We start from the raw sequence: 25,625 nt of genomic DNA on the forward strand, positions 1-25,625 counted from the left end.
CACCTGACGTCGTCGAGGCGCACGGCGTGCTCCTCGACACACCGCACGACCCCCGAGAACTACCCCGGGCAGGTCGTCCATGAGTACGCTCAAGCAGCGCACGACGAAAGAACGGAAGAAGAACTGATGGGTCTGCTCGAAGGCAAGAAGCTCCTGATCACCGGCGTCCTCACCGACTCCTCGATCGCGTTCCACGCGGCCCGGCTCGCGCAGGAGGAGGGGGCCACGGTCGTGCTCTCCTCGTTCGGTCGCCAGATGAAGCTCACGCAGGCTTTCGCCAAGCGTCTGCCGGTCGAGGCGCCCGTCGTGCAGCTCGACGTGACGAACGAGGAGGACCTGGCCGGACTGGCCGACGCGGTCCGCGAGCACGTGGACACGCTCGACGGCGTCGTGCACTCGATCGGGTTCGCGCCCCAGAGCGTCATGGGCGGCAACTTCCTCTCCGCGAAGTGGGAGGACGTCGCGACCGCGCTGCAGGTCTCGACCTTCTCCTACAAGTCCCTCGCCGTGGCCGCCAAGCCGCTCATGACCAACGGTGGTGCCGTCGTCGGGCTCACGTTCGACGCGCAGTTCGCGTGGCCCGTGTACGACTGGATGGGCGTCGCGAAGGCCGGGCTCGAGTCGGCGAACCGTTACCTCGCGCGCGACCTGGGCCCGGAGGGCATCCGCACCAACCTCGTCTCCGCCGGACCCATCCGCACGACCGCGGCGAAGTCGATCCCCGGCTTCGAGCAGATGGAGGACGGCTGGCCCACGCGTGCGCCGCTCGGCTGGGACCAGCTGACCGCGGAGCCCGCCGCACGCGCGGTCGTCGCGCTGCTGTCAGACTGGTTCCCGGCGACCACGGGGGAGATCGTGCACGTCGACGGCGGCGTGCACGCCATGGGGCTGTGACGAGAGGGGCGAACGTGCGAGACGGCAGATCGTCGGTGGCGTCCGACGCCGCCGGTTCCGGGGCGGCAGGCGGCACGCACCGCCTGGTGCTGCTCCGGCACGCCAAGGCGGAGCCTGCCGGGGGCGTCGACGACGTCCTTCGCCCGCTGGCGCTCAACGGACGGCGCCAGGCCGGCCGGGTCGGCGCCGCGCTGGCGCACTCCTCGCTCGTCCCCGAGCTCGTCCTGTGCTCCTCGGCCCTGCGCACACGCCAGACGTGGGACCTCCTCTCGGCGCACCTCGGTGACGTCGCCCCGGAGGTCGTGGTGACCGACACCCTGTACGCCGCCGGGGTGCGGGACGTGCTGGACATGGTGCGCGGCGCCGACTCCCGGGTGCGCACGCTCCTGGTGGTCGGTCACGAGCCGACCATGGCCGCGACCGCGGCGCACCTGGCCGGCCCCGGCTCCGACTCGGGCGCGCTCGCCCAGGTCCGGGTGGGGGTCCCCACGGCGACGTACAGCGTCCTGGAGTCATCGACCCCGTGGGGAGAGTGGGACGGCGCGGTCGCCAACCTGTCGTACGTCGGGCGCCCCTCGAGCTGAGGGGGAGCACACCGCGCGAAGCACGAGGCCCCTTCCACCCGAACGACGGGAGGAAGGGGCTTCGACGTACCTGCTCGCGGTCCGTTGTGCCCTCAGGCCGTCCGCCCCGGCGACGGCGCGCGGATCGGCCATCATGGAGCCATGACGATCGAGCTCCTGTACTTCGAAGGGTGTCCGAGCTGGACGGTCGCGCGGGACAACCTCGCGCAGGCCCTGGAGCTCGTGGGCGTTCCCGGTCGACCCGTCGAGCTCGTCGAGGTCCTGACGGACGAGCACGCCGCGGCGCTCGCCTTCCCGGGGTCACCCACGCTTCGTCTCGACGGGCGCGACCTGTTCGAGCACCAGGAGGCGAGCGGGCTGGCCTGCCGTCTCTACCCGACCCCGCAGGGTCTCGCGGGGGCGCCCACGGTCGGACAGCTCGTCGACGCGCTCACGAACGTGGGCTAGCACCCGTTGCAGGCGTCCTGGCCGGGATCCTCACCCACGGCCCGTCAGCCGACGGGAGGCTCCACGTCCCGCAGCCAGGCGGCGATCGTGGCGATGTCCGTCGAGGTCACCCCGACCGCGGGCTCGACCTGGTGGAGCAGGGCGGCACCGGGATGCTCGATCTCGACCCACCACCGGTCGGCGTGCCCGATCACGTCGTCGACCCAGACGAACGGACGGCCGTCCGCGATCCGGACCAGCGCCCTCGTCTTCCACTGCAGGTCGTCGGCACCGCGGTCGCCGTCGTAGGCGGGGAGATCAGCGACCGGCAGGTGCGGCAAGCCCAGCAGGGGCGCGATCACCTCGTTCGCGTCGTGCATCCACGCCGTGGCCCACACCAGCTCGCAACCCAGCCCGGCCAGCAGGGGCCCGAGCCGCCGGTCGACCCGCGCCAGGTGGGGGTTCGACGCCGCCGTCCAGGACTCCGGTGCGTCCGGGACCGCGGGCATCCCCGGGCCCCCGAACGGCAGCAGGGTCCCGTCGACGTCGAGGAACAGGATCGGTCGCGACAAGGTCGGACGAGCCCTCAGGCCGTCCGGCCGGGCGCGTCGATGATCTCCAGCACCGTGTCGAGGCGGGGACCCGGCACCGAGTGCGGGGCCTGGGCGACCACGACGGGCTTGGCTGCGAACGCGATCCCGATCCCGGCCGCGCCGATCATGTCGAGGTCGTTGGCGCCGTCGCCGATCGCGACGGTGTGCGCCATGTCCACGCCCTGGGCGGCCGCGAGCTCGCGCAGCGTGAGCTCCTTGGTGGCGCGGTCGATCACGGGGCCGGTCGTCCGTCCCGTGAGCCGGCCGTCGACGACCTCGAGCCGGTTCGCCCGGAAGTGCGTGATCCCGAGGCGCTCGGCCAGGGGAGCGACGATCTCCTCGAAGCCTCCCGAGACCAGGGCCACGGTCCAGCCCCGGCCCTGGAGCTCGGTGATCAGCTCGCGAGCGCCCGGCGTGAGCGTGACCCGCTCGAGCACGTCCTCGAACGCGCTGACCGGGACCCCGGCGAGCGTCGCGACCCGCTCGCGCAAGGACTCGCCGAAGTCGATCTCTCCGCGCATGGCGCGCTCGGTGACCTCGGTGACGAGCTCGCGGGTCCCGGCGTGGTCCGCCAGGAGCTCGATGACCTCCTGCGTGATGAGGGTCGAGTCGACGTCCATGACCACCAGGCGGCGGGTCGAGACGTCAGGACGGGCGGCAGTGCTATTCAACGATGGTTCCCTTGGGGACGACGGTGATGCCCGACTCGGTGACGGTGAACCCACGGGCGCGGTCCTGCGCCGGGTCGAGCCCGATGCGGGCGCGTTCGGTGACGATCACGTTCTTGTCGAGGATCGCGCGGTGGACCTGGGCGTGCCGCTCGACCTGCACCCCGTCCATGAGGACCGAGTCGGAGACGGACGACCAGGAGTGCAGGTAGACGCCGGGGGACAGGACCGAGCCCACCACGGTGGCTCCGGAGATGATCACGCCGGGGGAGACGAGCGAGTCGGCGGCGTGCCCCAGGCGGCCCTGCCCCGAGTGGACGAACTTCGCGGGCGGCAGGCCCACGTACCCGGTGTGCAGCGGCCACTCGTCGTTGTAGAGGTTGAAGACCGGCGTGATCGAGATGAGGTCCTTGTTCGCGTCGTAGTACGCGTCGAGGGTCCCGACGTCCCGCCAGTAGTCGCGGTCCCGGTCCGTGGAGCCGGGCACGTCGTTGCGGATGAAGTCGTAGACGCCGGCCGTGCCGCGCGCGACGAAGGCCGGGACGATGTCTCCGCCCATGTCGTGGCGCGAGTCCGGGTCGGTCGCGTCCGCCGTGACGGCCGCGACCAGAGCGTCGGCGTTGATGACGTAGTTGCCCATGGACGCCAGGACCTCGAGGGGCGAGTCCGCGAGCCCGACGGGGTCGGTCGGCTTCTCGAGGAACGCACGGATCTTGGTGGGGTCCTCGGGGTCGGTGTCGATGACCCCGAACTGGTCCGCCATCGAGATGGGCTGACGGATGCCCGCGACGGTCAGCTCGGCGCCCGACGCGATGTGGGCGTCGACCATCTGGGAGAAGTCCATGCGGTACACGTGGTCCGCGCCGACGACCACGACGATGTCGGGGCGCTCGTCCTCGATGATGTTGAGGCACTGGTAGATCGCGTCGGCGCTGCCGAGGTACCAGTGCTTGCCCACCCGCTGCTGTGCCGGGACCGGCGCGACGAAGTTCCCGAGCAACGACGACATGCGCCACGTCTTGGTGATGTGGCGGTCGAGGCTGTGGGACTTGTACTGCGTCAGCACGACGATGTGCAGGTAGTGCGAGTTCACCAGGTTCGACAGCGCGAAGTCGACCAGGCGGTAGATGCCGCCGAACGGTACGGCCGGCTTGGCGCGGTGGGCGGTGAGCGGCATGAGCCGGTTGCCCTCGCCACCGGCGAGGACGATTGCGAGGACACGTGGGGCGGCCATGGGCAGAACCTTATGGCCTCGGCCGAGGTTCGTGGGGACCGAACCACGGGTTGGTCGTGGGTGATTCGCGGTGCGAGAGCGTCGCGGGCGGCCTGCCGTGCGCACGGGCCCCGCCGGGCGCGCTAGCGTGTGCCGCGTGAGAGTCGACCTGCTGACCCGTGAGTACCCGCCCTACGTCTACGGAGGCGCGGGCGTCCACGTCGCCGAGCTGTCCCGTGTGCTGCGCGAACGCATCGACGTGCGCGTGCGCAGCTTCGACGGACCCCGCAGCGAGGAGGGGGTCACGGGGTACTCGGTGCCCGGCTCGCTGTCCTCGGCGAACCCCGTGCTGGGGACGTTCGGCGTGGACCTGGCGATGGCCGACGACGTGGCCGGAGCCGACCTCGTGCACTCGCACACCTGGTACGCGAACCTCGGCGGGCACCTCGCCTCGCTCCTGCACGGGATCCCGCACGTCCTCAGCGCTCACTCGCTCGAGCCGCTGCGACCCTGGAAGGCCGAGCAGCTCGGGGGCGGCTACGCGCTGTCCGGCTGGGCGGAGAAGACGGCCTACGAGGCCGCGGCGGGCATCATCGCCGTCTCGGCGGGCATGCGCGCGGACATCCTGCGCTGCTACCCGGACGTCGACCCGGCCAAGGTGCACGTGGTCCACAACGGGATCGACCTCGACGGCTGGCGTCGCCCCGAGTCCGAGGCGCAGGTCGCCGCGGCGGACCGCGTGGTCCGCGACCTGGGGATCGACCCCGAGCGCCCGGCCGTGGTCTTCGTCGGACGCATCACGCGCCAGAAGGGCCTGCCGTACCTGCTGCGCGCGGCCGCACAGCTCCCGCCCGAGGTCCAGCTGGTCCTCTGCGCGGGCGCGCCCGACACCCCCGAGATCGCGACCGAGGTGAGCGAGGCCGTCGCGCGGCTCGCCGAGCAGCGCACCGGGGTCGTGTGGATCGAGCAGATGCTCCCGCGCGAGGAGCTCGTCGCGGTCCTGGCGGCCTCGACCGTGTTCGTGTGCCCCTCGGTCTACGAGCCGCTGGGGATCGTGAACCTCGAGGCCATGGCCGTGGGGCTGCCCGTCGTCGGTTCTGCGACCGGCGGCATCCCCGAGGTCATCGACGACGGCGTGACGGGCCACCTCGTCCCCATCGAGCAGGTCGACGACGGGACGGGGACGCCCGTGGACCCGGACAGGTTCGTCGCCGACCTCGCCGCGGCGCTCGTCGCGGTCGTCTCGGACCCGGAGCGGGCGCGCGAGATGGGTCGCGCGGCCCGGACCAGGGTCGAGGACCACTTCGCGTGGGACGCGATCGCGGACCGCACGCTCGAGGTCTACCGCAGCGTGCTCGGGTCCGGTCCCGTCGCGTAGCGGGCCGTCGCGGCGGACATGGCCCGCCGTGCGGCCCGGTCGACCTCGCGCAGCGCGGTCGAGCGCTGGTCGGCCTGCCAGAGGTTGACCGCGCCGCCGTCGTCGGCCGTGGCCAGGTCCACGATGGCCCGCAGCCGTGCGGCCTGGGCGAGCACGCGCACGCGGCGCGCGTCCGACTCCGAGCGGGCGGCCGGCAGCGGCCAGTCCGGGGGAGTCGTGGACCGCAGCGCCGCGATCGTCTCGGCGGCGTCCTCGCGCCAACGGGCGACGTCGAGCGAGGCCAGCGCCTCGGTCGCGGTGAGCAGGGCCACGCGCAGGTCTCGTTCGGCGTCCGCGAGGGTCCCGACGGCGGCGAGCACCTGGGTGCGCCAGGTCGGCACGGTCGTCACGTGCCACGTGACCAGGTGCCCCGTCTCGTACACGCTGCCGAACGCCGTGACCTCGGGCACGAGCGCCCAGGCCCCCTCGGGCGACTGCACGAGCAGGCACTCCTCGGCGTCGGTCGCGTCGGCGCTCACGACCGAGGGGACGCCGAGCGGGTCGCCGGGGGCCGGCAGCACCGCGCACACCTCGAACGGCGAACGGGTCCAGCGGGCGACCAGGTCGGCCAGGTTCGAGGCGGTCTCGTCACCCTCGACCGTGTGAGGTTCGTCGTCGAGGCGCACCGCGGCGACCGCGCGGCGCACGAGCGCCGCGCCGGGACCGTCGGGATCGACGGGCTCGCCGCCCTGCGGGCCGAGCGCCTGCGACCACAGGGCGAGGACGACGGTACGGGGGAGCGCGAGGGCAGAGTGGGATTCCACGTCCGCCAACCTATAGGGTCGTGTCCCATGAGCTCGGTTCTGGACCTGCAGGCAGTCACGGTGCGCCGTGGCACGAAGACCATCCTCGACTCCGTGGACTGGCAGGTGAACGAGGGCGAGCGGTGGGTGATCCTGGGCCGCAACGGCGCGGGGAAGACCACCCTGCTGCAGATCGCCGCAGCACGCATGCACCCCAGCGCGGGCACCGCGGACCTGCTCGGCGAGCGGATGGGCCGTACCGACGTGTTCGGGCTGCGGCCCCGCATCGGCCTGGCGAGCGCGGCGCTCGCGGAGCAGATCCCGGCCTCGGAGACCGTCCGCAACGTGGTGGTCACCGCGGCCTACGGTGTCACGGGCCGCTGGAACGAGTCGTACGAGGACTTCGACACCGAGCGTGCCGAGGACCTGCTCGCGGCGTTCGACGTGCTGTCGCTGGCGGACCGGCTGTTCGGCACGCTGAGCGAGGGCGAGCGCAAGCGCGTGCAGATCGCCCGCGCGCTCATGACGGACCCCGAGCTGCTGCTGCTCGACGAGCCTGCCGCGGGCCTGGACCTGGGCGGGCGCGAGGAGCTCGTAGGGGCGCTCTCGGAGCTCGCCTCGGACCCTGCCTCGCCCGTGCTCGTCCTCGTGACGCACCACGTCGAGGAGATCCCGCCGGGCTTCACGCACGTCCTGCTGCTCAAGGACGGCGGTGTCCACCGTGCCGGTCCGTTGCACGAGGTCCTGACGGCCGAGAACCTGAGCGAGGCGTTCGGTCTGCCCCTGTTCGTCGCGCACGGCGGCGGCCGCTGGATGGCGCGCGCGGCGCGCTGAAGCGCCCCCGGACGCGCCGACGTCCGACACGCCCGATAGGTGCACGGACCTCGTTCTTCCGGTAAAATCTGGGCAAAGAACGCAGGTGGTGTCAACGCAGGTGATGTCGACGCGTCGACGACGCGCAGGACGAGCCGCACGACGGAAGGAACCGTCATGGACTGGTTGTGGTGGGTCGGAGCAGGTCTCCTCTTCGTCCTGATCGAGATCATCTCCCTGGACCTCGTGCTCATCATGTTCGCGGGGGGAGCGTTCGCGGCCGCGGGGGTCAACGCGGCAGGCGGTCCCTTGTGGCTGCAGATCATCACGTTCGCGGTCGTCTCGGCCGCCCTCCTGTTCTCGTTGCGCCCGTGGCTGCTGCGCCACCTGCGCCACCGGATGCCGCTCACCGAGACCGGCGCCGCCGCCCAGGTGGGTCGCTCGGCCGTCGTCGTGTCCCGGGTGACCGAGCTGGGCGGCCGCGTCAAGCTCCAGGGAGAGATCTGGAGCGCCCGGACCGTGGACGGGTCGCCCGAGCTGGCGACCGGTACCGAGGTCCGCGTGGTCCGCATCGACGGCGCCACGGCCGTGGTGCAGTCGGTCGCGTCCGACAGCCACACGGTCTGAGCCGCCACAGCCCGTCCGCTCGACCGCCCGCTCACCGAGAACCATCCTCAGGAGAAGATCGATGACTGAACCAGAACCCGGAATGATCGCCGTGTACATCGTGCTCGGGCTGATCCTGCTGTTCGTGATCATCGCGCTCGTCAAGGCGGTGCGGATCGTCCCGCAGGCCACGGCGCTGATCATCGAGCGGCTGGGGCGCTACTCGAGCACGCTCGAGCCGGGCCTGCACCTGCTGATCCCCTTCGTGGACCGGGTGCGCGCGGGCGTGGACCTGCGCGAGCAGGTGGTCTCGTTCCCCCCGCAGCCCGTGATCACCTCGGACAACCTCGTGGTCAGCATCGACACGGTCATCTACTTCCAGGTCACCGAGCCCAAGTCGGCCGTCTACGAGATCGCCAACTACATCCAGGGCATCGAGCAGCTCACGGTCACCACGCTGCGTAACGTCGTCGGCTCCATGGACCTCGAGCAGACCCTGACGAGCCGCGACCAGATCAACGGCCAGCTCCGCGGCGTGCTCGACGAGGCGACGGGGCGCTGGGGCGTGCGCGTCAACCGCGTCGAGCTCAAGTCGATCGACCCGCCCGCGAGCGTGCAGGGCTCCATGGAGCAGCAGATGCGCGCCGAGCGTGACCGCCGCGCCACGATCCTCACGGCCGAGGGCATCAAGCAGTCCCAGGTCCTGACGGCCGAGGGTGAGAAGCAGGCCGCGATCCTCCGTGCAGAGGGCAACGCCCAGGCGGCGATCCTGAACGCCGAGGGCGAGGCGCGGGCCATCCTGCAGGTCTTCGACGCGATCCACGAGGGCGACGCGGACCCCAAGCTGCTCGCCTACCAGTACCTGCAGATGCTGCCCAAGATCGCCGACGGCACCGCGAGCAAGCTGTGGGTCATCCCCACCGAGTTCACGGCGGCACTGGGGTCGATCGCCCAGGGGTTCGGCGGGCTGCCCACGCCGTCCGGCGACGGGTCGGAGGCGTCCGAGGCCGCTCGTCGCGAGCGCGACCGGGACCGCGTCAAGTTCGGCACCCCGGCCCTGGTCGACCCGGCCGAGGCGCTCGCCGAGGCGCGACGTCAGGCCGAGGCCGCGACGGCCGACGCGACGAGCGCAGGCACGCACTCGGGTCTGCCGTTCGACCCGCAGGTGGAGAGCGGGCAGCGCCCCGGTGGCCCCGGTCAGCGCTTCGCTCCCGCCCCGGAGCCGGGCACCGCGTCCCCGCGCCCGCTCGGGCCGCCGGCCGTGCCGGCCGACGCGCCGGAGCCTGGTGAGGAGTCGCCGGAGGACCGCCCGTAGGGCATCACGGCAGCAGTGCTCGAACGCCCGAGGGGGTGCCGCGCTCGCGGTGCCCCCTCGGGCGTTCGAGCATCTGGTTGCGTCGGGCAACCTTGACGAGTGAGTGCTCACTCATTTACGCTCGTGGGCGTGACCACCCCCTCGGGCCGCGCCCGACCCATGAGCCGTGACGACCGCCGTGCGGCGATCGCCGCCGCGACCGTCCCCCTGCTCGCGCGCTACGGCTCGGCCGTGACGACCCGGCAGATCGCCCAGGCGGCGGACGTCGCCGAGGGCACGCTCTTCCGCGCGTTCGAGGACAAGGACGAGCTGATCCACGCCGCCCTCGTGGCCGCGCTCGACCCGGCCCCGCTCGTGCGCGCGATCAGCGAGACGGGCGAGCGTGGCTCGCTCGCCGAGACGCTCACGGCCCTGGCCGAGCTGATCCAGGACAGCCAGCGCGCGACCGCCAGGATCGTCCAGGTCGCCCACCAGGTCATGGGGGACCGGGGCGGCCCGCCCGGCGGTCCGGGGGGCGAGGCCCACCGTCGTCACCGGGACGACGTCCACCGCAACCACGGCACGCAGGGCCCGGGCTCGCACCGCGACGCCCGGATGTCGGCCGTCCAGGACATCGTCCAGGCGATCGAGGCGCGCCTGTCCCCGTTCGCGGCCGAGCTGCGGACCGAGCCCCGCGTGGCCGCGAGCGTCTTCTTCTTCCTCGTGCACGGTCACGCGAGCCCGTTGCTGGTCCAGGACGGCCCCCTCGACGCGACCCAGATCGTCGACGTCTTCCTCCACGGCGTCCTCGAGGCGCCGTGCCAGGGAGCGGGCCCGCCCCACGCGGTGGGACCACCGCACGCCGCGGTCCGTCGGACGGACGCAAGCCCCGCGGTCCCGGGCCCGACGGCGTCGCTCGCCTGAGGCGCTCGGCCAGCCGTCGCGGACCTCACCGCGGCGTCGCATGCTGGACCTCTCGCCGAGGTCACCGAAATCGCTCGACGTGCGCCCCGCCGTCGGGCACCTTGAGACCTGCTCGCCCCGCCCCCACCTCCGACAGGACACCCCAGATGCTCCAACGTCTCCTGAAGACCTACCTCCGCCCGTACTGGACGCCCATATCGATCCTGCTCGTGCTCCAGCTCGTGCAGACCATCGCGACGCTCTACCTGCCCAGCCTCAACGCCGACATCATCGACAAGGGCGTCACGCAGGGCGACACCGCCTACATCATGCGCACGGGCGGCGTCATGCTCGCGATCAGCCTCGGTCAGGTGATCTGCGCGATCGTCGCGGTGTACTTCGGCGCCAAGGTCGCCATGTCGTTCGGGCGCGACGTGCGCAACGGGCTCTTCACGCGCGTCCAGTCGTTCTCCGCGCAGGAGATGGGCGTGCTCGGCGCCCCGTCGCTCATCACGCGCACCACGAACGACGTGCAGCAGGTCCAGATGGTCGTGCTCATGGGCTTCACCATCATGGTCATGGCGCCCATCATGCTCGTGGGCGGCGTCATCATGGCGCTCCAGGAGGACGTCGAGCTCTCGGCGCTGCTCCTGGTCGTGGTGCCCGTGCTCGGGATCGTCGTGGGGCTGATCATCTCGCGCATGGTCCCGTACTTCCGCAAGATGCAGAAGCGCATCGACGCGATCAACGGGGTCCTGCGCGAGCAGATCTCCGGCATCCGCGTCATCCGTGCGTTCGTGCGCGAGCGCCGCGAGGAGGAGCGCTTCGCGGTCGCCAACGACCGGCTCTACGACACGTCGCTGCGCGTCGGCAAGCTCATGGCGCTCATGTTCCCGACCGTCATGCTCGTGATGAACGCGACCAGCGTCGCGGTCCTGTGGTTCGGCGCGTACCGCGTCGAGGACGGGATGCAGATCGGGGCCCTCACGGCGTTCCTCAGCTACATCATGTACATCCTCATGGCCGTGATGATGTCGACCATGATCTTCATGATGGTCCCGCGCGCGGCCGTCTCCGCCGAGCGCATCGGCGAGGTCCTCGACACCGAGACCACCGTGGTCGAGTCCCCGGCACCGGTGCGCCTCGCGCCCCGCGAGGACCGTACGGGGATCATCACGTTCGAGGACGTCGACTTCCGGTACCCCGGCGCCGAGGACCCCGTGCTGCACGACCTCACGTTCACGGCCCGCCCCGGCGGCACGACCGCGATCATCGGGTCCACGGGATCGGGCAAGACGACGCTGCTCCAGCTCGTCCCGCGGCTCTTCGACGCGACCAACGGCTCGGTCCGCATCGACGGCACCGACGTCCGCGACGTCGCGCTCCAGGACCTGTGGTCGATGATCGGCTACGTCCCCCAGAAGGCCTACCTGTTCTCCGGGACCGTGCGCGACAACGTCTGCTACGGCAAGGAGGACGCGACCGACGCCGAGGTGTGGGACGCGCTCGAGGTCGCCCAGGCACGCGAGTTCGTCGAACAGCTCGAGGGGCAGCTCGACGCTCCCGTGGCCCAGGGCGGCACCAACTTCTCGGGCGGCCAGCGCCAGCGGCTCGCGATCGCCCGGGCGATCGTGCGCAAGCCCAGCGTGTACCTGTTCGACGACTCGTTCTCGGCCCTCGACTACGCGACCGACGCCGCCCTGCGGCTCGCGCTCGCGCCCCGCACCCGCGAGGCCACGGTCCTCCTGGTCGCCCAGCGCGTCGCGACCATCCGCCACGCCGAGCAGATCGTCGTGCTCGAGCACGGGCGCATCGTCGGCACCGGCACCCACGACGAGCTCCTGGAGACGTGCGAGACGTACCAGGAGATCGTGTACTCGCAGCTCTCGGCGCAGGAGGCAGCATGAGCACCCAGACACCCCGCCCGAGCGACAACCCGGGCGACAAGAACGCCGAGACCCTCGTGACGCCGTCGGGCGGTCCCGTGCCGCGCGACGCCACCGCACCCCAGGACGGCGCGGACGCGGCGGGCGACAAGCCCGACCTGTCCGCCACGCGCCTCAAGGGACGCCCGCAGGGCGGCGGCCACGGCCCCATGGGCGGCATGGGCATGCCCACCGAGAAGGCCATGGACTTCACGGGCTCGCTCAAGCGCTTCGCGGGCTACCTGCGCGTCGAGCGGCTCGCCGTCGCGGTCATCACGGTCCTGTCGGTCCTGTCCGTGACGCTCGCCGTGCTGGGGCCCAAGCTCCTCGGCAACGGCACCAACGTGATCTTCGCGGGCGTGATCGGCTCGCAGATGCCCGCAGGCGTCACCAAGGAGCAGGCCGTCGAGAACCTGCGCGCCAACGGCCAGGGGACGCAGGCGGACATGCTCGCGGCCATGGACGTCGTGCCCGGGCAGGGCATCGACTTCGCGGCCCTGCGCACGATCCTGCTGCTGGTCCTCGCGATCTACGTCGGGTCCTTCCTGTTCGGGTGGATCCAGGGACGCGTGACCACGTCCGTGGTCCAGCGCACCGTGCGCCGCCTGCGCGCCGAGGTCGAGGCCAAGCTCGGCCGCCTGCCGCTGTCCTACTTCGACCGGCAGAAGAAGGGCGAGGTCCTCAGCCGCGTCACCAACGACATCGACAACGTCGCGCAGACGCTCCAGCAGACGCTGTCGCAGCTCGTGACCTCGGTCCTGACCGTGGTCGGCGTGCTCGCCATGATGTTCTGGATCTCGCCGCTGCTCGCGGTCATCGCGCTCGTGACCGTGCCCCTGTCGGTCCTGGTCACGGCCATGATCGCCAAGCGCTCGCAGCCCCAGTTCATCAAGCAGTGGGCCGCGACCGGACGCCTCAACGCGCACGTCGAGGAGATGTACACGGGCCACGCGCTCGTCAAGGTCTACGGCCACCAGCAGACGGCCGTCGACACGTTCGAGACCGAGAACGCCGAGCTCTACGAGGCGAGCTTCAAGGCGCAGTTCATCTCCGGGATCATCCAGCCCGCGATGGGCTTCGTCGCGAACCTCAACTACGTGATCGTGGCCGTGGTCGGTGGCCTGCGCGTCGCGTCGGGAACCCTGTCGCTGGGTGACGTCCAGGCGTTCATCCAGTACTCGCGCCAGTTCACGCAGCCCATCACGCAGATCGCGTCGATGATGAACCTCCTGCAGTCGGGCGTCGCCTCCGCGGAGCGCGTGTTCGAGCTGCTCGACGCCGAGGAGCAGTCCCCGGACCCCTCGCCCGCGGCCGTGCTCACGGACGTGCAGGGCCGGGTCGCGTTCGAGGACGTCTCGTTCCGCTACGTGCCCGACCGCCCGCTCATCGACGACCTGTCGATCGTGGCCGAGCCCGGCCAGACGGTAGCGATCGTCGGCCCCACGGGCGCCGGCAAGACGACGCTCGTGAACCTCATCATGCGGTTCTACGAGGTCGACGGCGGGCGCATCACGCTCGACGGCGTCGACGTCCGGACCATGACCCGCGACGGGCTGCGGTCCAACATCGGCATGGTCCTGCAGGACACCTGGCTCTTCAAGGGCACCATCGAGGAGAACCTGCGCTACGGCGTGCCCGACGGCGTCGAGGTCACCGAGGAGCAGTTCCTCGAGGCCACGCGGGCCACGCACGTGGACCCGTTCGTGCGCACGCTGCCCGACGGCTACGCGACCGTGATCGACGACGAGGGCTCGGGCGTGAGCGCGGGCGAGAAGCAGCTCCTGACGATCGCACGGGCGTTCCTCGCCGACCCGGCGATCCTCATCCTCGACGAGGCGACCAGCTCGGTCGACACCCGCACCGAGGTCCTCGTGCAGCAGGCCATGAACGCGCTGCGCGCCGGACGGACGTCGTTCGTGATCGCGCACCGGCTGTCCACGATCCGCGACGCGGACGTCATCCTCGTCATGGAGGACGGCGCGATCGTCGAGATGGGCAACCACGAGGTGCTCATCGAGAAGGGCGGCGCGTACGCGCGGCTCTACGAGAGCCAGTTCGCGGCAGCGGCCGTCGAGGAAGCCGTCGAGGGGGAGATGACGCGGTGACCCCGTGAGCGCGTGAGGCGTCGACCTGCGAAGGTGGCCGCCCGAGACGGTGACCGTGGGGCCCTGGTGACGTCGTCGCCGGGGCCCCACCTCGTCCCCTGACCAGGCTTTCTCCGAGCCGTGAGCCGCGGGACGTCGCCGGAGCGCGTCTGTCCGGGGACGACGAACGCCGGCCCCGCCTTCTGGGCGGAACCGGCGTTCGAGGTGTCGCCCGGGTCGCGGGCGTGATCTTGGGGTGGAGCGGTCAGGAAGCGGTGTAGCCCGCGCCGGCGCAGAGCGACTCGAGCTCGGCCACGGCCTCGGTGACGCCCGTCGTGTCGATGCTGTCGCCGGTGCCCTTGAAGAGGTCGTCGGCCATCTGGAACGGGGTCTTGATGCTGCTGATGAGGGCGTTGGCGTCCTCGGGTCCAGCGAGGCGCAGGACGGCCTCGAGCTGGATGTTGGTGCTGCGCATGGCGTTCGACTCGTCCTCGGTGAGGGCGGTCATGTCGTACTCGAGCTCGTCGGTGACGCGCTGCGCGAGCGACTGGTCGCCGCCGTCGAAGTACTTCGCGCACACCTCGGCGCTCGTGGCGCCGGTGGGGGTCTCGTCGGGCGAGGAACCGCTGTCGGTTGCCGTGTCGGTCGCGCACGCGCTCAGGAGCGCGATAGCGCCCACAGCCGCAAGTGCCAGCATCTGCTTTCTCATGCATCCATGAAATCACGCGGGAACCCGGGTGAAAGTATGCATAAGGGGGACGGATGTCCAAGAGTGAGCGACGTCTCATTCCGCGGTCACCCTGGGAGCGATTCCGCGTGATCGGGATCACGCGATGCTGTCAGGTCGGACCTCACAGCGACCGCTCAGCCCGCACCTGCGGAGGGCACACGCCAGGTCCGTAGACCAGAGGCATGACCTTCCACGACCCGCAGCCCAGCACCTCGTCCGCCCCCGAGCCGCCCGTCGTCGCGCCGCCACCCCGGCGGCGTCGACGGCGGCTCCTGCTCGGCGGAGGGCTGGCCCTCACCCTGGCCCTCGGCGGGACGACCGCGTGGGCGCTCGACCGGTTCGTGGTCGAGCACGTAGAGATCGCCGACGTCTCGGCCTACGAGGCGAGCCAGGCCTCGGCGAGCGGCTCCGCGGAGGCGGCGACGTCGTCGGGCACCTCGGACGCGGGGGCGGCCTCGTCCTCCGACGGGACGAGCGTGAGCGTGCGCCAGGTCGTCGAGGGCACGGGCGACGACACCGTGACGTACTACGTCGCGGACGTCGTCCTGGGGGACGCGACCGACCTGCGCTCGGCGTTCGCCCAGGACGCGTACGGCGAGAACATCACCGAGAAGACCTCCGACATCGCGGCCGACAACGACGCGCTCTTCGCGATCAACGGCGACTACTACGGCTTCCGGTCCACTGGCATCGTGATCCGCAACGGCGTCGTCTACCGCGACGAAGGGGCTCGCGAGGGGCTCGCGTTCTACCGCGACGGGAGCGTCGAGGTCTACGACGAGACCACCACGACCGCCCAGGAGCTCGTGGACGCGGGCGTGTGGAACACGTTGTCGTTCGGGCCCGCGCTGCTCGAGGACGGCGACGTGATCGACGGGATCGACGAGGTCGAGGTCGACACCAACGTCGGCAACCACTCGATCCAGGGCGAGCAGCCGCGGACCGCCGTGGGGGTGATCGACGAGAACCACCTCGTCTTCGTCGTGGTCGACGGACGCAGCACCGGGTACAGCCGCGGCGTGACCATGACCGAGCTCGCCGAGATCATGCAGGACCTGGGCGCCACGACCGCGTACAACCTCGACGGCGGCGGGTCGTCGACCATGTACTACGACGGCGAGCTCGTCAACGACCCCCTGGGTCGCGGCAAGGAGCGCGGCACCTCCGACATCCTGTACGTCGGGGAGTGAGCGGCCGTGATCGTGCTTGTCCCGGCCTACGAGCCGGACGGGAAGCTCGTGCAGCTGGTCACCGACCTGCGTGCCACGGACGCGGTGCGGGGGATCGTCGTGGTCGACGACGGCAGCCGGGCGAGGTTCCGCCCCGTGTTCGACGACGTCGCACGCCTCGGAGCGGTCGTCGTCGGGTTCGCGGCCAACCGCGGCAAGGGCGCGGCGCTGCGGCGCGGTCTCGCCGAGGTCGCGCGGCGCTGGCCCGGCGAGGACGTGGTGTGCGCCGACGCCGACGGGCAGCACCGCGTCGCTGATGTCCTGCGGGTCGGGGAGCGGGTGTCCGACGGCGAGGGGGCCGTGGTCCTCGGGGCGCGTGCGTTCGCCGGCGACGTGCCCGTGCGCAGCCGGTTCGGCAACACCGTGACGCGGTGGCTGTTCCGGGCAGCGACCGGGCTGCGCGTCCAGGACACCCAGACCGGCCTGCGCGGGTACCCCGCCTCGATGATCGGGTGGCTGCTCGACGTGCACGGCGACCGGTACGAGTACGAGCTCAACGTGCTGCTGTCCGCAGCGCGCGAGGGACGCCCCGTGGTCGAGGTCGAGATCGAGACCATCTACCTCGACGACAACGCCTCGTCCCACTTCCGGCCGCTCGCCGACTCCGCCCGCATCTACGCGCCGCTGCTCGCGTTCTCGCTGTCGTCGCTGCTCGCGTTCGGGATCGACACCGCGGCGCTCCTGGTGCTCGACGCCGTGACCGGGTCGCTGCTCGTGTCCGTGGTGGGCGCGCGGGGGGTCAGCGGCGCCGTGAACTTCATGGTGAACCGGCGGGTGTTCGCTGGTGCTGGTGCTGGTGCTGGTGCTGGTGCTGGTGCTGGTGCGGCGGGCGGCCGGGGGCGTGGGCAGGGGCCCGGTCACGGGCGGCGGGCCGCGCTGCGGTACGCGGCGCTCGCGGTCGGGCTGCTGGTCGCGGGGTACGGGATGCTCTGGGGTCTGACCGGGTTCGGGCTCGCGCTGCTGCCGGCCAAGGTCGTGACCGAGGTGCTGCTGTTCGCGACGAGCTATCAGGTGCAGAGGCGCGTGGTGTTCCGCCCGGGGGTGCTGGGTGGTGCCCCGGTGCCAGGCGACGGAGAAGGGCCGACGGCCCGTGCGTCGACGGTGCCGACCGGGATGCCTGCACCGGTCGGGTCGGTCGCGGCCTCTGGGCGGTCGGTCGTCGAGCACGAGGTTCCGCGCGCTCGACCACGAGGTTGAGGTCGCGAAGGTCGTCAGAACGACCGCAACCTCGTGCTCGGCACAGGGGCGGACCGTGGCAAGGTCGCCGTGGGGCGAGGAGCTGACTCGGCGCCGAGCATGCGGTCGGCGTCGGCCGACCATGCGGTTGTCGTCGTGATCGGCCCGAACATCGACGCCAACCGCATGTTCGGCAGCGGGTCGAGATCCGGGACTCCACGAGGCTCACCGTCGAGCACGGGGTTCCGCGCGCTCGACCACGAGGTTCCGCGCGCTCGACCACGAGGTTCCGCGCGCTCGACCACGAGGTTGAGGTCGCGAACGTCGTCAGAACGACCGCAACCTCGTGCTCGGCACCGGCCGGTCGGAGGCGGAGAGGTGCCCTGAGGGCGGAGCAGGGCGCGGGGTGCAGTGAGGGCTCCCGCCGAGTGTGCAGTTCGGGTCGTCTCGGAGCGCGGGTGACCGCTCGAAGTGCACGCTCGACGGGCCGGCCGCCGCCACGCGCGCCGGGCCAGCCGGGTGCGGGAGAATCTGAGCGTGCAGATCATCCACGTGACCGACCCGGCCGACCCGCGCCTCGCCGACTACACGAACCTCACGGACGTCGAGCTCCGCTCGAAGAACGAGCCGGAGAAGGGCATGTACATCGCCGAGAGCACCACGGTGATCCACCGTGCGCTCCGTGCCGGCCACCGGCCGCGGTCGTTCCTCATGGCCGAGAAGTGGCTCCCGGGTCTCGAGGAGGCGATCTCCGCCGTCGGGCTGGACGACGGGCCCGGAGGCACGGGCGAGTCCGTGCCCGTGTACATCGCCGAGCCCGCCGTCCTGGAGTCGATCACCGGCTTCAACCTGCACCGCGGCGCGCTCGCGGCCATGCACCGGCCCGTGCTGCCGAGCGTGCACGAGCTGCTCACGACCGCCCGGGACGGGCAGGGCGCACGACGGGTCGCGATCCTGGAGGACATCGTCGACCACACCAACGTCGGCGCGATCTTCCGTGGAGCGGCGGGGCTCGGGGTGGATGCCGTCCTGGTGTCGCCGCGGTGCTCGGACCCGCTGTACCGGCGCAGCGTGCGGGTCTCGATGGGGACGGTGTTCCAGGTCCCGTGGACGCGGCTCGAGACCTGGCCAGGCGGTGTCGAGGAGCTGCGCGAGCACGGGTTCACGGTCGCGGCCCTCGCGCTGTCGGACGACTCGCTGACGCTCGACGAGTACGTCGCGCGGGGAGACGAGAGGTCGGCGTTCGTGTTCGGGACCGAGGGGCACGGCCTGCACCGCTCGACGCTCGCGGCCGTCGATCACGTCGTGAAGATCCCGATGAGCGGGGGAGTGGACTCGCTCAACGTCGCGGCGAGTGCCGCGGTCGTGTTCTGGGCGACGCGCACGTAGTGGTCGCCTGACTGGCGCCGTCCCGTGGGTCGCGTCGGGTCGTGAGGGCGGGAGGGATTTTCACGGAGCCGCAACAATGGTGGTGGCTCCGCAGAAAGCACACCCATCGTTGGCAGGGTGACCGTCGCTGAGCACCGCTCGTGCCGCTGATGTCGAGCGAGCCGCCACGACGAGGTGGCCCCCGCAGAAGGCACTCCCCCTGGCCGACTGAACGGCCGGTCGCGAACCTCTGTATCGGGGTTCGCTCGCCGGGCCCACTCGACGGGCTCGCCTCGACCAGCGCAACCGGCGCAGCCCGCGATGCGCTCCCGCGCAGGCGAGGCTCTCGCCTGGCGTGAGCGACGCCGTCGGGCACCCGGGAACCGGCCCCGATACAGAGCCCCATCACGCCGCCTGACCTCGCAGGACGTCGATTGTGACGGAAGGCACAAAGTGGCGGCCTCCTCGCCGAGCCCCTCGGTCAGCAGCCGTTCTTCGGGCGAAACGCCCTCCTCGGCCCGCCGCCCGCGGGCCTGGCCCGGCCCGCCGTCGGGCACCACGGGCGCCCCGGGCACCGGCCTGCCCGAGTTGATCCGCAACAACCCCTCGGAAGGCCAAGTACGCAGGTCAGAGGGCTGGAAGAGTCCGTGTCCCGGTTCGGGACCAAGGGCGCCGCGACGGGACCTAGGTCCCGGTACGCACGAGTGAACTCGTCCATATGTTGTGGGTGCCCCCAGCCCCACTTCTCGGACGGAGACACCCGGTGGTCACAGCCGACGTAGCCCCCAGACCAGCACACCAGGTGAGCACCGACGCGCGCCGCGACCTCGTCGACTGGGACCCCAACGACCCCCAGCGCTGGGACTCGAAGGTCGCCTGGCGCACGCTCTGGGTCACGACGTTCAACCTCATGCTCGCGTTCATCATCTGGTACCTGCCCGGGGCGCTCATCCCCACCCTCGGCACGGTCACCGGGTGGGACCTGACCGAGAGCCAGTCCTACTGGCTGCTCGCCATGCCCGGCCTCACCGGCGGCATGCTCCGCATCGTCTGGATGATGCTCCCGCCCATGATGGGCACCCGCAAGATGCTGACGCTGTCCTCGCTCCTCATGATCATCCCGTTCGTCGGGTGGACCTGGGTCGTGATGCTCCCGACGCAGCCCTCCTACGCGCTGCTCGTCGCGCTCGCCCTCGCCGCCGGGCTCGGTGGTGGCGTGTTCTCGGGCTACATGCCCTCGACGTCGTACTTCTTCCCCAAGAGCAAGCAGGGCACGGCGCTGGGCCTGCAGGCCGGGATCGGGAACTTCGGCGTCTCGGTCGTCCAGTTCGTCGTGCCGTGGGCCATCGGGTTCGGGATGTTCGGCCTCGCCGGACAGCTCGCGCACCCGCAGAACGCCGAGCCGCGCCAGGTGTGGCTGCAGAACCCCGGACTCATCTTCATCCCGTTCGCGGTCGTCGGCGTCGTGCTCGCGTGGACCCTGCTCAAGTCGGTGCCCGTCAAGGCCAACCTCAAGCAGCAGTTCGACATCTTCCAGAACAAGCACACCTGGCTCATGACCATGGAGTACGTCCTGACGTTCGGGATCTTCTCCGGGCTCGCCGGCACGTTCGGCATGCTGCTCAAGCAGCAGTTCGGCCCCGAGTACCTGACGTGGGTCTTCCTCGGCGCGCTCGTCGGTTCGCTCGCCCGCATGTGCTGGGGGCCGCTCTGCGACCGCTTCGGCGGTGGCGTGTGGACCGTGGTGTCCGGGATCGGCGTCGCGGCCTCGGCCGGGCTCGTGCTGTTCGGGCAGGTCACGGTCGCGGACGGCCAGACGCCCAGCCTCCCGATCTTCATGACCGGGATGGTCCTGATCTTCTTCTTCTGCGGGGTCGGCAACGCCGCGACGTTCAAGCAGATGCCCATGATCTTCCCGGCCCGCCAGGCGGGTGGCGTGATCGGCTGGACGGCCGCGATCGCCGCGTTCGGACCGTTCCTGTTCTCGATGCTGTTCAACTACCTGCCGAGGACGGCCGTGTTCGGCGGGATCATCGCCTACGCGCTCCTGTGCGCGGGCATCGCCTGGCACTTCTACGCACGCCCCGGCGCCGAGGCCAAGAGCTGACCGTGCGCCCGTCAGCAGTGCGTCCTGCACGCCCCGCGCTCGGCCTCGCCCCCTCGGGTGCGGCCCGGCCGGGTGCGGCCACGCCGGGAGCGCCCCGGTCGGGTGCGCCCCGGTCAGGCGGGCGCTACCCGGCCCGCCACGAGGATCGGGATCTGCGCGGCCTCGTCGTGGCGCCCCACGTCCACCGTCTCGAGCCGGGCGACGCAGTGGTGCTCCCCGAACTGGGGGACCAGGGCGGTCGCGCGCCGGCTCGACCCGAGCTCGGCGAGCGCGCCGTTGATGAACCCCGCGTGCAGCGAGCACACGACCTGCGGGGTGCAGCGGGCCGTCGCGACGAACGGGCAGTTGTTGAGGACGAGCGCGTCCATGCCCGCGCCTCCCGGCGACGCGACCTGCGCAGCCGGCTCGTCGCCGAGCGTGGGGGCGAACCAGAGCGCGTCGAGCTTGGACACGAGCCGGGCCGAGACCTCGCGCTCGTCGACGACCTCGTCGGGCTCGGGCGCCTCGGTGAGGTTGCGGCCCCACGTGCGGCCCACGGCGTACGTCACGGCTCCCGCCTCGGGCACGTTGTCCGCGACCGCGGTCGTCAGCGCCTCGGCCAGGAGACGGTAGGCCTGAGCGCGCTCGTGCGTCTGGTTGGGCAGCGTGCCGCGGTACAGGACCTTGGGACGTCCGGGCGTCGTGCGGGTCTGCTGGGTGCGCTCGGCCAGGCCCGCGTCGACGAGCGACTCGAGGTGGAACCGCGCGGTGTTCTGGTGGACGCCCACCTGTTCCGCGATGTCCTGGACGGACACCGGCGCCTTGGAGTCGCGCAGCAGCTGGATGACGTGCGTCCGCCGTCCGCCGTGGTTGCTGCGACCCGTCGTGCCGTCGAACCCACCGTTGACGTGCTGTCTGGGCACGTGCTCGCCCCACTTCTTCCCGTTCCTGGATCTCTGGTCCCGAGCCGCAGGGGTGCCCCCGCCCGCTGCGCTCGACACGACAACTCTCGCACGCGCGGCCGGTCCGCCGCACGGAGCACCCTCCCGGGCGACTCCGTAGCCCGTGCGTCGAACGCCCCCCACGCAGTCCCCGAGGAGCTCTCGCCATGACCATCGACGACCAGGCGGCCATGTCGCCCCTGATGAGGAAGCTGCTCACGACGCGCAGCCACTTCCCCCAGACGGAGGTGTTCGACTCGGCGCACGCCATGATCGAGACGAACCCCTCGGAGTGGGACCGGTTCTACCGGGACCGCTGGGCCCACGACAAGGTGGTGCGCTCGACCCACGGCGTCAACTGCACGGGGTCGTGCGCGTGGGACGTGTACGTCAAGGACGGACTCATCACCTGGGAGCACCAGGGCACCGACTACCCGACGACGGGGCTCGACAGCCCCGAGTACGAGCCGCGCGGCTGCCCGCGCGGGGCCTCGTTCTCCTGGTACACGTACTCGCCGTCGCGCGTGCGCTACCCGTACGTGCGCGGCGTCCTGCTCGACATGTACCTCGACGCGCGCTGCCGCCTGGGCGACCCCGTGCTCGCGTGGGCCGAGGTCGTCGAGAGCCCGCTCAAGGCGACGCTCTACAAGAAGGCCCGCGGCAAGGGCGGCCTGGTCCGTGCGGACTGGGAGCTCGCGACCGAGATCATGGCCGCGGCCCACGTCTACACGATCAAGGCGTACGGGCCGGACCGCTGCGTCGGCTTCACCCCGATCCCGGCCATGTCGATGGCGAGCTTCGGCGTCGGGACCCGCTTCCTGTCGATGATCGGCGGGACGCTGCTGAGCTTCTACGACTGGTACGCGGACCTGCCGCCCGCGAGCCCGCAGATCTGGGGGGATCAGACCGACGTCCCCGAGTCGGGCGACTGGTGGAACTCGAGCTACATCATGATGTGGGGCTCGAACGTCCCCGTGACGCGCACGCCCGACGCGCACTTCCTGGCCGAGGCCCGCTACAAGGGGACCAAGGTCGTCGCGATCAGCCCCGACTACGCGGACAACGTGAAGTTCGCGGACGACTGGCTCGCGCCCGCCCCGGGCACGGACGGCGCGCTCGCGCAGGCCATGGGACACGTGCTGCTCACCGAGTTCTACCGTGACCGTCAGGTCCCCTACTTCGAGGCGTACTCGCGCACGTACACGGACGCGCCCTTCCTGGTCACGCTCGACGAGGCGCCGCCCTCGGCATCCCCGGACGCCACAGGGCCCGACGGCGCCCCCGCCCCGGTCTTCCGGCCCGCCAAGTTCCTCACGGCGGCCGACCTGGACGGGCTGCCCGTCGCGGGGGCGACGGGCGAGCGCCCCGAGTTCCGCCCGGTCTTCCTCGACACGGCCGCCGACGCGCTCACGGTGCCGAACGGCACGCTGGCCGACCGGTGGACCGAGGACGGCGTGGGTCGCTGGAACCTCGACCTCGAGGACCACGACCCGGCGCTGAGCCTCCTGGGCCTGACGCACGCGGGCGCCGAGGCCCGCGGCGTCGTCGTCGAGCTGCCACGGTTCGACGTGGGGGAGACCGAGGGCGGGACCTCGGTCCTGCGCGGTGTCCCCGCGATCCGCGTGGGCGGACGTCTCGTGACGACCGTGTTCGACCTGCTCATGGCCCAGTACGGGGTGGGCCGCGACGGTCTGCCCGGTGCGTGGCCCACGGGCTACGACGACCCGACGTCGCCCGGGACCCCTGCGTGGCAGGAGTCCCTGACCGGGGTCCCGGCCGAGCAGTGCACCCGGATCGCGCGCGAGTTCACGCGCAACGCCGAGGTGAGCAAGGGCAGGTCGATGATCATCATGGGCGCGGGGACCAACCACTGGTACCACGCGGACACCATCTACCGGACGTTCATCGCGCTCCTGACGCTCACGGGGTGCCAGGGCGTCAACGGTGGCGGCTGGGCACACTACGTGGGCCAGGAGAAGGCGCGACCCGTGACGGGGCAGCAGCACATGGGCTTCGCGCTCGACTGGCAGCGACCGACCCGCCACATGGCCGGCACGGCGTTCTGGTACACCGCGACCGACCAGTGGCGCTACGAGGGCTTCGGGGCGGACGAGCTCGCGTCCCCGACGGGGCCCGGCACCCTCAAGGACCGCAGCATGATGGACTGCCTGACCCAGGCGGCCCGCATGGGCTGGACGCCCTCGCACCCCGGGTTCGACCGCAACCCGCTCGACCTGTGCGACGAGGCCGCGGCCGCGGGCGTACCGGTCGCCGACCACGTGGTCTCCGAGCTGCGCAGCGGGAACCTCAAGTTCGCGGTCGAGGACCCCGACGACCCGCAGAACTTCCCGCGTGTCCTGACCGTCTGGCGCGCGAACCTCATCGGCAACTCGGCCAAGGGCAACGAGTACTTCCTCAAGCACCTGCTGGGCGCCGACTCGTCGCTGCGCGCGCACGAGACCCCGCCCGAGCGTCGTCCGGAGGAGGTCGTCTGGCGGGACGAGGCCCCCGAGGGCAAGCTCGACCTGCTGACCAACATCGACTTCCGCATGACCTCGACGTCGCTCTTCGCGGACGTCGTGCTGCCGGCGGCCACCTGGTATGAGAAGCAGGACATCTCGACCACGGACATGCACCCGTTCGTGCACGCGCTCAACGCCGCGATCGCCCCCCCGTGGCAGGCCCGGACCGACTACGACGCGTTCCTCGGGCTCGCCGACAAGGTCTCCGAGCTCGCCAAGACCCACCTGGGCACCCGCACCGACGTCATCGCGGCGCCGCTCACGCACGACACCCCCGACGAGATGGCCCAGCCGGGCGGCGTCGTGCTCGACTGGCGCAAGGGCGAGTGCGAGCCCGTGCCGGGCGTGACGATGCCGCGCCTCGTGGTGGTCGAGCGTGACTACACCCAGATCGCGGAGAAGATGCGCGCCGTCGGGCCGCTGATCTCGAAGGTCGGCACCACGACCAAGGGCGTCACGGTGGTCCCCGAGCAGGCCGTCGAGTTCCTCGCGAAGGCCAACGGCGTGCGCAAGGACGGCGTCGCGAAGGGTCGTCCCTCGCTCGAGACCGCCGCGCACTTCTGCGAGGCGATCCTCGCGCTGTCGGGCACGACCAACGGAGCGGTCTCGGTCGCGGGCTTCAAGGCCCTCGAGAAGCGGGTCGGCAAGCCGCTCGCGGACCTGGCCGAGGAGAACCACGACCGCCAGGTCACGTTCGCCCAGACCCTCACGGGCCCGCAGAACGTGTTCACGAGCTACGAGTGGTCGGGCTCCGAGCAGGGCGGGCGGCGCTACTCGCCGTTCGTGGTCAACGTCGAGCGGCTCAAGCCGTGGCACACGCTCACGGGGCGCCAGCACTTCTTCGTCGACCACGACTGGATGACCGAGCTCGGCGAGCAGCTCCCGGTCTACCGGCCGCCGCTCGACATGGCGCGCCACTTCGGTCACCAGGGCTTCAGCGAGCCCGGCTCGACCGAGGTCACCGTGCGCTACCTGACGCCGCACTCCAAGTGGTCGATGCACTCGCAGTTCCAGGACAACCCGTACATGCTCGCGCTCTCGCGCGGGGGCCCCACGATCTGGATCTCGGAGGAGGACGCACGGACCGCGGGGATCGCGGACAACGACTGGATCGAGGCGGTCAACCGCAACGGCGTGGTCGTGGCCCGCGCCGTGGTCTCGCACCGCATGCCCACGGGCACGGTCTACATGTACCACTCGAAGGACCGCAACATCGACGTGCCCAAGGCCGAGGCGTCGGGCAAGCGAGGGGGCATCCACAACGCGCTGACGATGATCATGATGAAGCCCACGCACCTCCTGGGCGGGTACGGGCAGCTCACGTACGCCTTCAACTACTACGGGCCGACCGGCAACCAGCGCGACGAGTACACGGTCATCCGTCGGCGCAACCAGGAAGTGGAGTACTGA

General features: G+C 71.3%; 21 protein-coding genes. 15 read left to right on the forward strand and 6 right to left on the reverse strand.

All coding sequences use genetic code 11. From position 1 onward, the window contains the following. Nucleotides 1-126: 126 nt before the first annotated feature. From fabI to ACFWGN_RS11170, 3 genes are all read left to right on the forward strand, one after another. Nucleotides 127-894, forward strand: coding sequence for an enoyl-ACP reductase FabI (fabI, locus tag ACFWGN_RS11160; protein ID WP_191804652.1), 768 nt, complete (start codon nt 127-129; stop codon nt 892-894). Between the two features lie 14 nt (nt 895-908). Beyond that, entirely contained in the window at nt 909-1,478 is a 570-nt protein-coding gene (locus ACFWGN_RS11165; RefSeq protein WP_377616903.1) for a SixA phosphatase family protein, read from the forward strand. Nucleotides 1,479-1,619: 141 nt separating this feature from the next. Further along, entirely contained in the window at nt 1,620-1,925 is a 306-nt protein-coding gene (locus ACFWGN_RS11170) for a thioredoxin family protein (RefSeq protein ID WP_191804654.1), read from the forward strand. 44 nt (nt 1,926-1,969) lie between these two features. On the opposite strand, the gene ACFWGN_RS11175 is transcribed toward ACFWGN_RS11170, so the two are convergent. Genes ACFWGN_RS11175 through ACFWGN_RS11185 form a run of 3 tightly spaced genes read right to left on the reverse strand, consistent with a single transcriptional unit; the run spans nt 1,970 to nt 4,399 of the window. Next, nucleotides 1,970-2,476 (reverse strand): HAD domain-containing protein, encoded by a 507-nt coding sequence (locus ACFWGN_RS11175; RefSeq protein WP_377616904.1) that lies wholly within the window; start codon nt 2,474-2,476, stop codon nt 1,970-1,972. A gap of 14 nt (nt 2,477-2,490) precedes the next feature. Beyond that, a complete protein-coding gene (gene serB, locus ACFWGN_RS11180) occupies nt 2,491-3,168 on the reverse strand; it encodes a phosphoserine phosphatase SerB (protein ID WP_377616905.1) in 678 nt (225 codons plus the stop codon). After that, entirely contained in the window at nt 3,161-4,399 is a 1,239-nt protein-coding gene (locus tag ACFWGN_RS11185) for a glucose-1-phosphate adenylyltransferase (RefSeq protein ID WP_056647129.1), read from the reverse strand. The genes serB and ACFWGN_RS11185 overlap by 8 nt, the downstream gene beginning before the upstream one ends. 136 nt (nt 4,400-4,535) lie before the next feature. Here ACFWGN_RS11185 and glgA point away from each other — a divergent pair, with 136 nt between their 5' ends. Continuing rightward, nucleotides 4,536-5,756, forward strand: coding sequence for a glycogen synthase (gene glgA / locus ACFWGN_RS11190; RefSeq protein WP_377616906.1), 1,221 nt, complete (start codon nt 4,536-4,538; stop codon nt 5,754-5,756). Here glgA and ACFWGN_RS11195 read toward each other — a convergent pair. Beyond that, entirely contained in the window at nt 5,720-6,559 is an 840-nt protein-coding gene (locus ACFWGN_RS11195; RefSeq protein ID WP_377616907.1) for a hypothetical protein, read from the reverse strand. The two genes, glgA and ACFWGN_RS11195, sit on opposite strands and share 37 nt — an antisense overlap. Nucleotides 6,560-6,586: 27 nt before the next feature. Between ACFWGN_RS11195 and ACFWGN_RS11200 the strand changes: the two genes are divergently transcribed. The 6 genes from ACFWGN_RS11200 (at nt 6,587) to ACFWGN_RS11225 (ending at nt 14,184) form a co-directional block, all read left to right on the forward strand. Continuing rightward, on the forward strand, nt 6,587-7,372 hold the full coding sequence (locus ACFWGN_RS11200; protein WP_191804664.1) for an ABC transporter ATP-binding protein: 786 nt from the start codon (nt 6,587-6,589) through the stop codon (nt 7,370-7,372). Between the two features lie 156 nt (nt 7,373-7,528). Beyond that, complete coding sequence (locus ACFWGN_RS11205) at nt 7,529-7,978, forward strand: NfeD family protein (RefSeq protein WP_056647117.1); 450 nt, start codon at nt 7,529-7,531, stop codon at nt 7,976-7,978. Nucleotides 7,979-8,039: 61 nt separating this feature from the next. Continuing rightward, nucleotides 8,040-9,272 (forward strand): SPFH domain-containing protein, encoded by a 1,233-nt coding sequence (locus ACFWGN_RS11210; protein ID WP_377616908.1) that lies wholly within the window; start codon nt 8,040-8,042, stop codon nt 9,270-9,272. Between the two features lie 129 nt (nt 9,273-9,401). After that, nucleotides 9,402-10,175 (forward strand): TetR/AcrR family transcriptional regulator, encoded by a 774-nt coding sequence (locus ACFWGN_RS11215; RefSeq protein WP_377616909.1) that lies wholly within the window; start codon nt 9,402-9,404, stop codon nt 10,173-10,175. Nucleotides 10,176-10,321: 146 nt separating this feature from the next. Further along, nucleotides 10,322-12,061: an ABC transporter ATP-binding protein gene (locus tag ACFWGN_RS11220; RefSeq protein WP_377616910.1), complete on the forward strand. Its 1,740-nt coding sequence runs from the start codon at nt 10,322-10,324 to the stop codon at nt 12,059-12,061. Nucleotides 12,062-12,249: 188 nt separating this feature from the next. Beyond that, the gene (locus ACFWGN_RS11225; protein ID WP_377617039.1) at nt 12,250-14,184 is read left to right on the forward strand and encodes an ABC transporter ATP-binding protein; all 1,935 of its coding nucleotides are present in this window, start codon (nt 12,250-12,252) and stop codon (nt 14,182-14,184) included. 244 nt (nt 14,185-14,428) lie between these two features. On the opposite strand, the gene ACFWGN_RS11230 is transcribed toward ACFWGN_RS11225, so the two are convergent. Further along, nucleotides 14,429-14,872 (reverse strand): hypothetical protein, encoded by a 444-nt coding sequence (locus tag ACFWGN_RS11230; protein WP_157257392.1) that lies wholly within the window; start codon nt 14,870-14,872, stop codon nt 14,429-14,431. Nucleotides 14,873-15,075: 203 nt separating this feature from the next. On the opposite strand from ACFWGN_RS11230, the gene ACFWGN_RS11235 reads away from it, so the two are divergent. The 4 genes from ACFWGN_RS11235 to ACFWGN_RS11250 all read left to right on the forward strand — a co-directional run bounded on the left by ACFWGN_RS11235 (nt 15,076) and on the right by ACFWGN_RS11250 (nt 20,773). Then, the gene (locus ACFWGN_RS11235) at nt 15,076-16,083 is read left to right on the forward strand and encodes a phosphodiester glycosidase family protein (RefSeq protein WP_377616911.1); all 1,008 of its coding nucleotides are present in this window, start codon (nt 15,076-15,078) and stop codon (nt 16,081-16,083) included. 6 nt (nt 16,084-16,089) lie between these two features. Then, the gene (locus tag ACFWGN_RS11240) at nt 16,090-17,319 is read left to right on the forward strand and encodes a glycosyltransferase family 2 protein (protein ID WP_377616912.1); all 1,230 of its coding nucleotides are present in this window, start codon (nt 16,090-16,092) and stop codon (nt 17,317-17,319) included. Nucleotides 17,320-17,835: 516 nt separating this feature from the next. Beyond that, nucleotides 17,836-18,687, forward strand: coding sequence for a TrmH family RNA methyltransferase (locus tag ACFWGN_RS11245; RefSeq protein ID WP_377616913.1), 852 nt, complete (start codon nt 17,836-17,838; stop codon nt 18,685-18,687). A gap of 781 nt (nt 18,688-19,468) precedes the next feature. Continuing rightward, nucleotides 19,469-20,773, forward strand: a complete 1,305-nt coding sequence (locus ACFWGN_RS11250) for an MFS transporter (RefSeq protein WP_377616914.1) — start codon at nt 19,469-19,471, stop codon at nt 20,771-20,773. A gap of 113 nt (nt 20,774-20,886) precedes the next feature. Here ACFWGN_RS11250 and ACFWGN_RS11255 read toward each other — a convergent pair whose 3' ends face one another. Beyond that, a complete protein-coding gene (locus ACFWGN_RS11255; protein ID WP_191804678.1) occupies nt 20,887-21,675 on the reverse strand; it encodes a metalloregulator ArsR/SmtB family transcription factor in 789 nt (262 codons plus the stop codon). A 185-nt stretch (nt 21,676-21,860) separates the two neighbouring features. Here ACFWGN_RS11255 and ACFWGN_RS11260 point away from each other — a divergent pair, with 185 nt between their 5' ends. Beyond that, nucleotides 21,861-25,625, forward strand: a complete 3,765-nt coding sequence (locus tag ACFWGN_RS11260; protein ID WP_225220473.1) for a nitrate reductase subunit alpha — start codon at nt 21,861-21,863, stop codon at nt 25,623-25,625.

This window comes from Oerskovia sp. NPDC060338, from assembly GCF_042726295.1.
Classification (GTDB): domain Bacteria; phylum Actinomycetota; class Actinomycetes; order Actinomycetales; family Cellulomonadaceae; genus Oerskovia; species Oerskovia merdavium.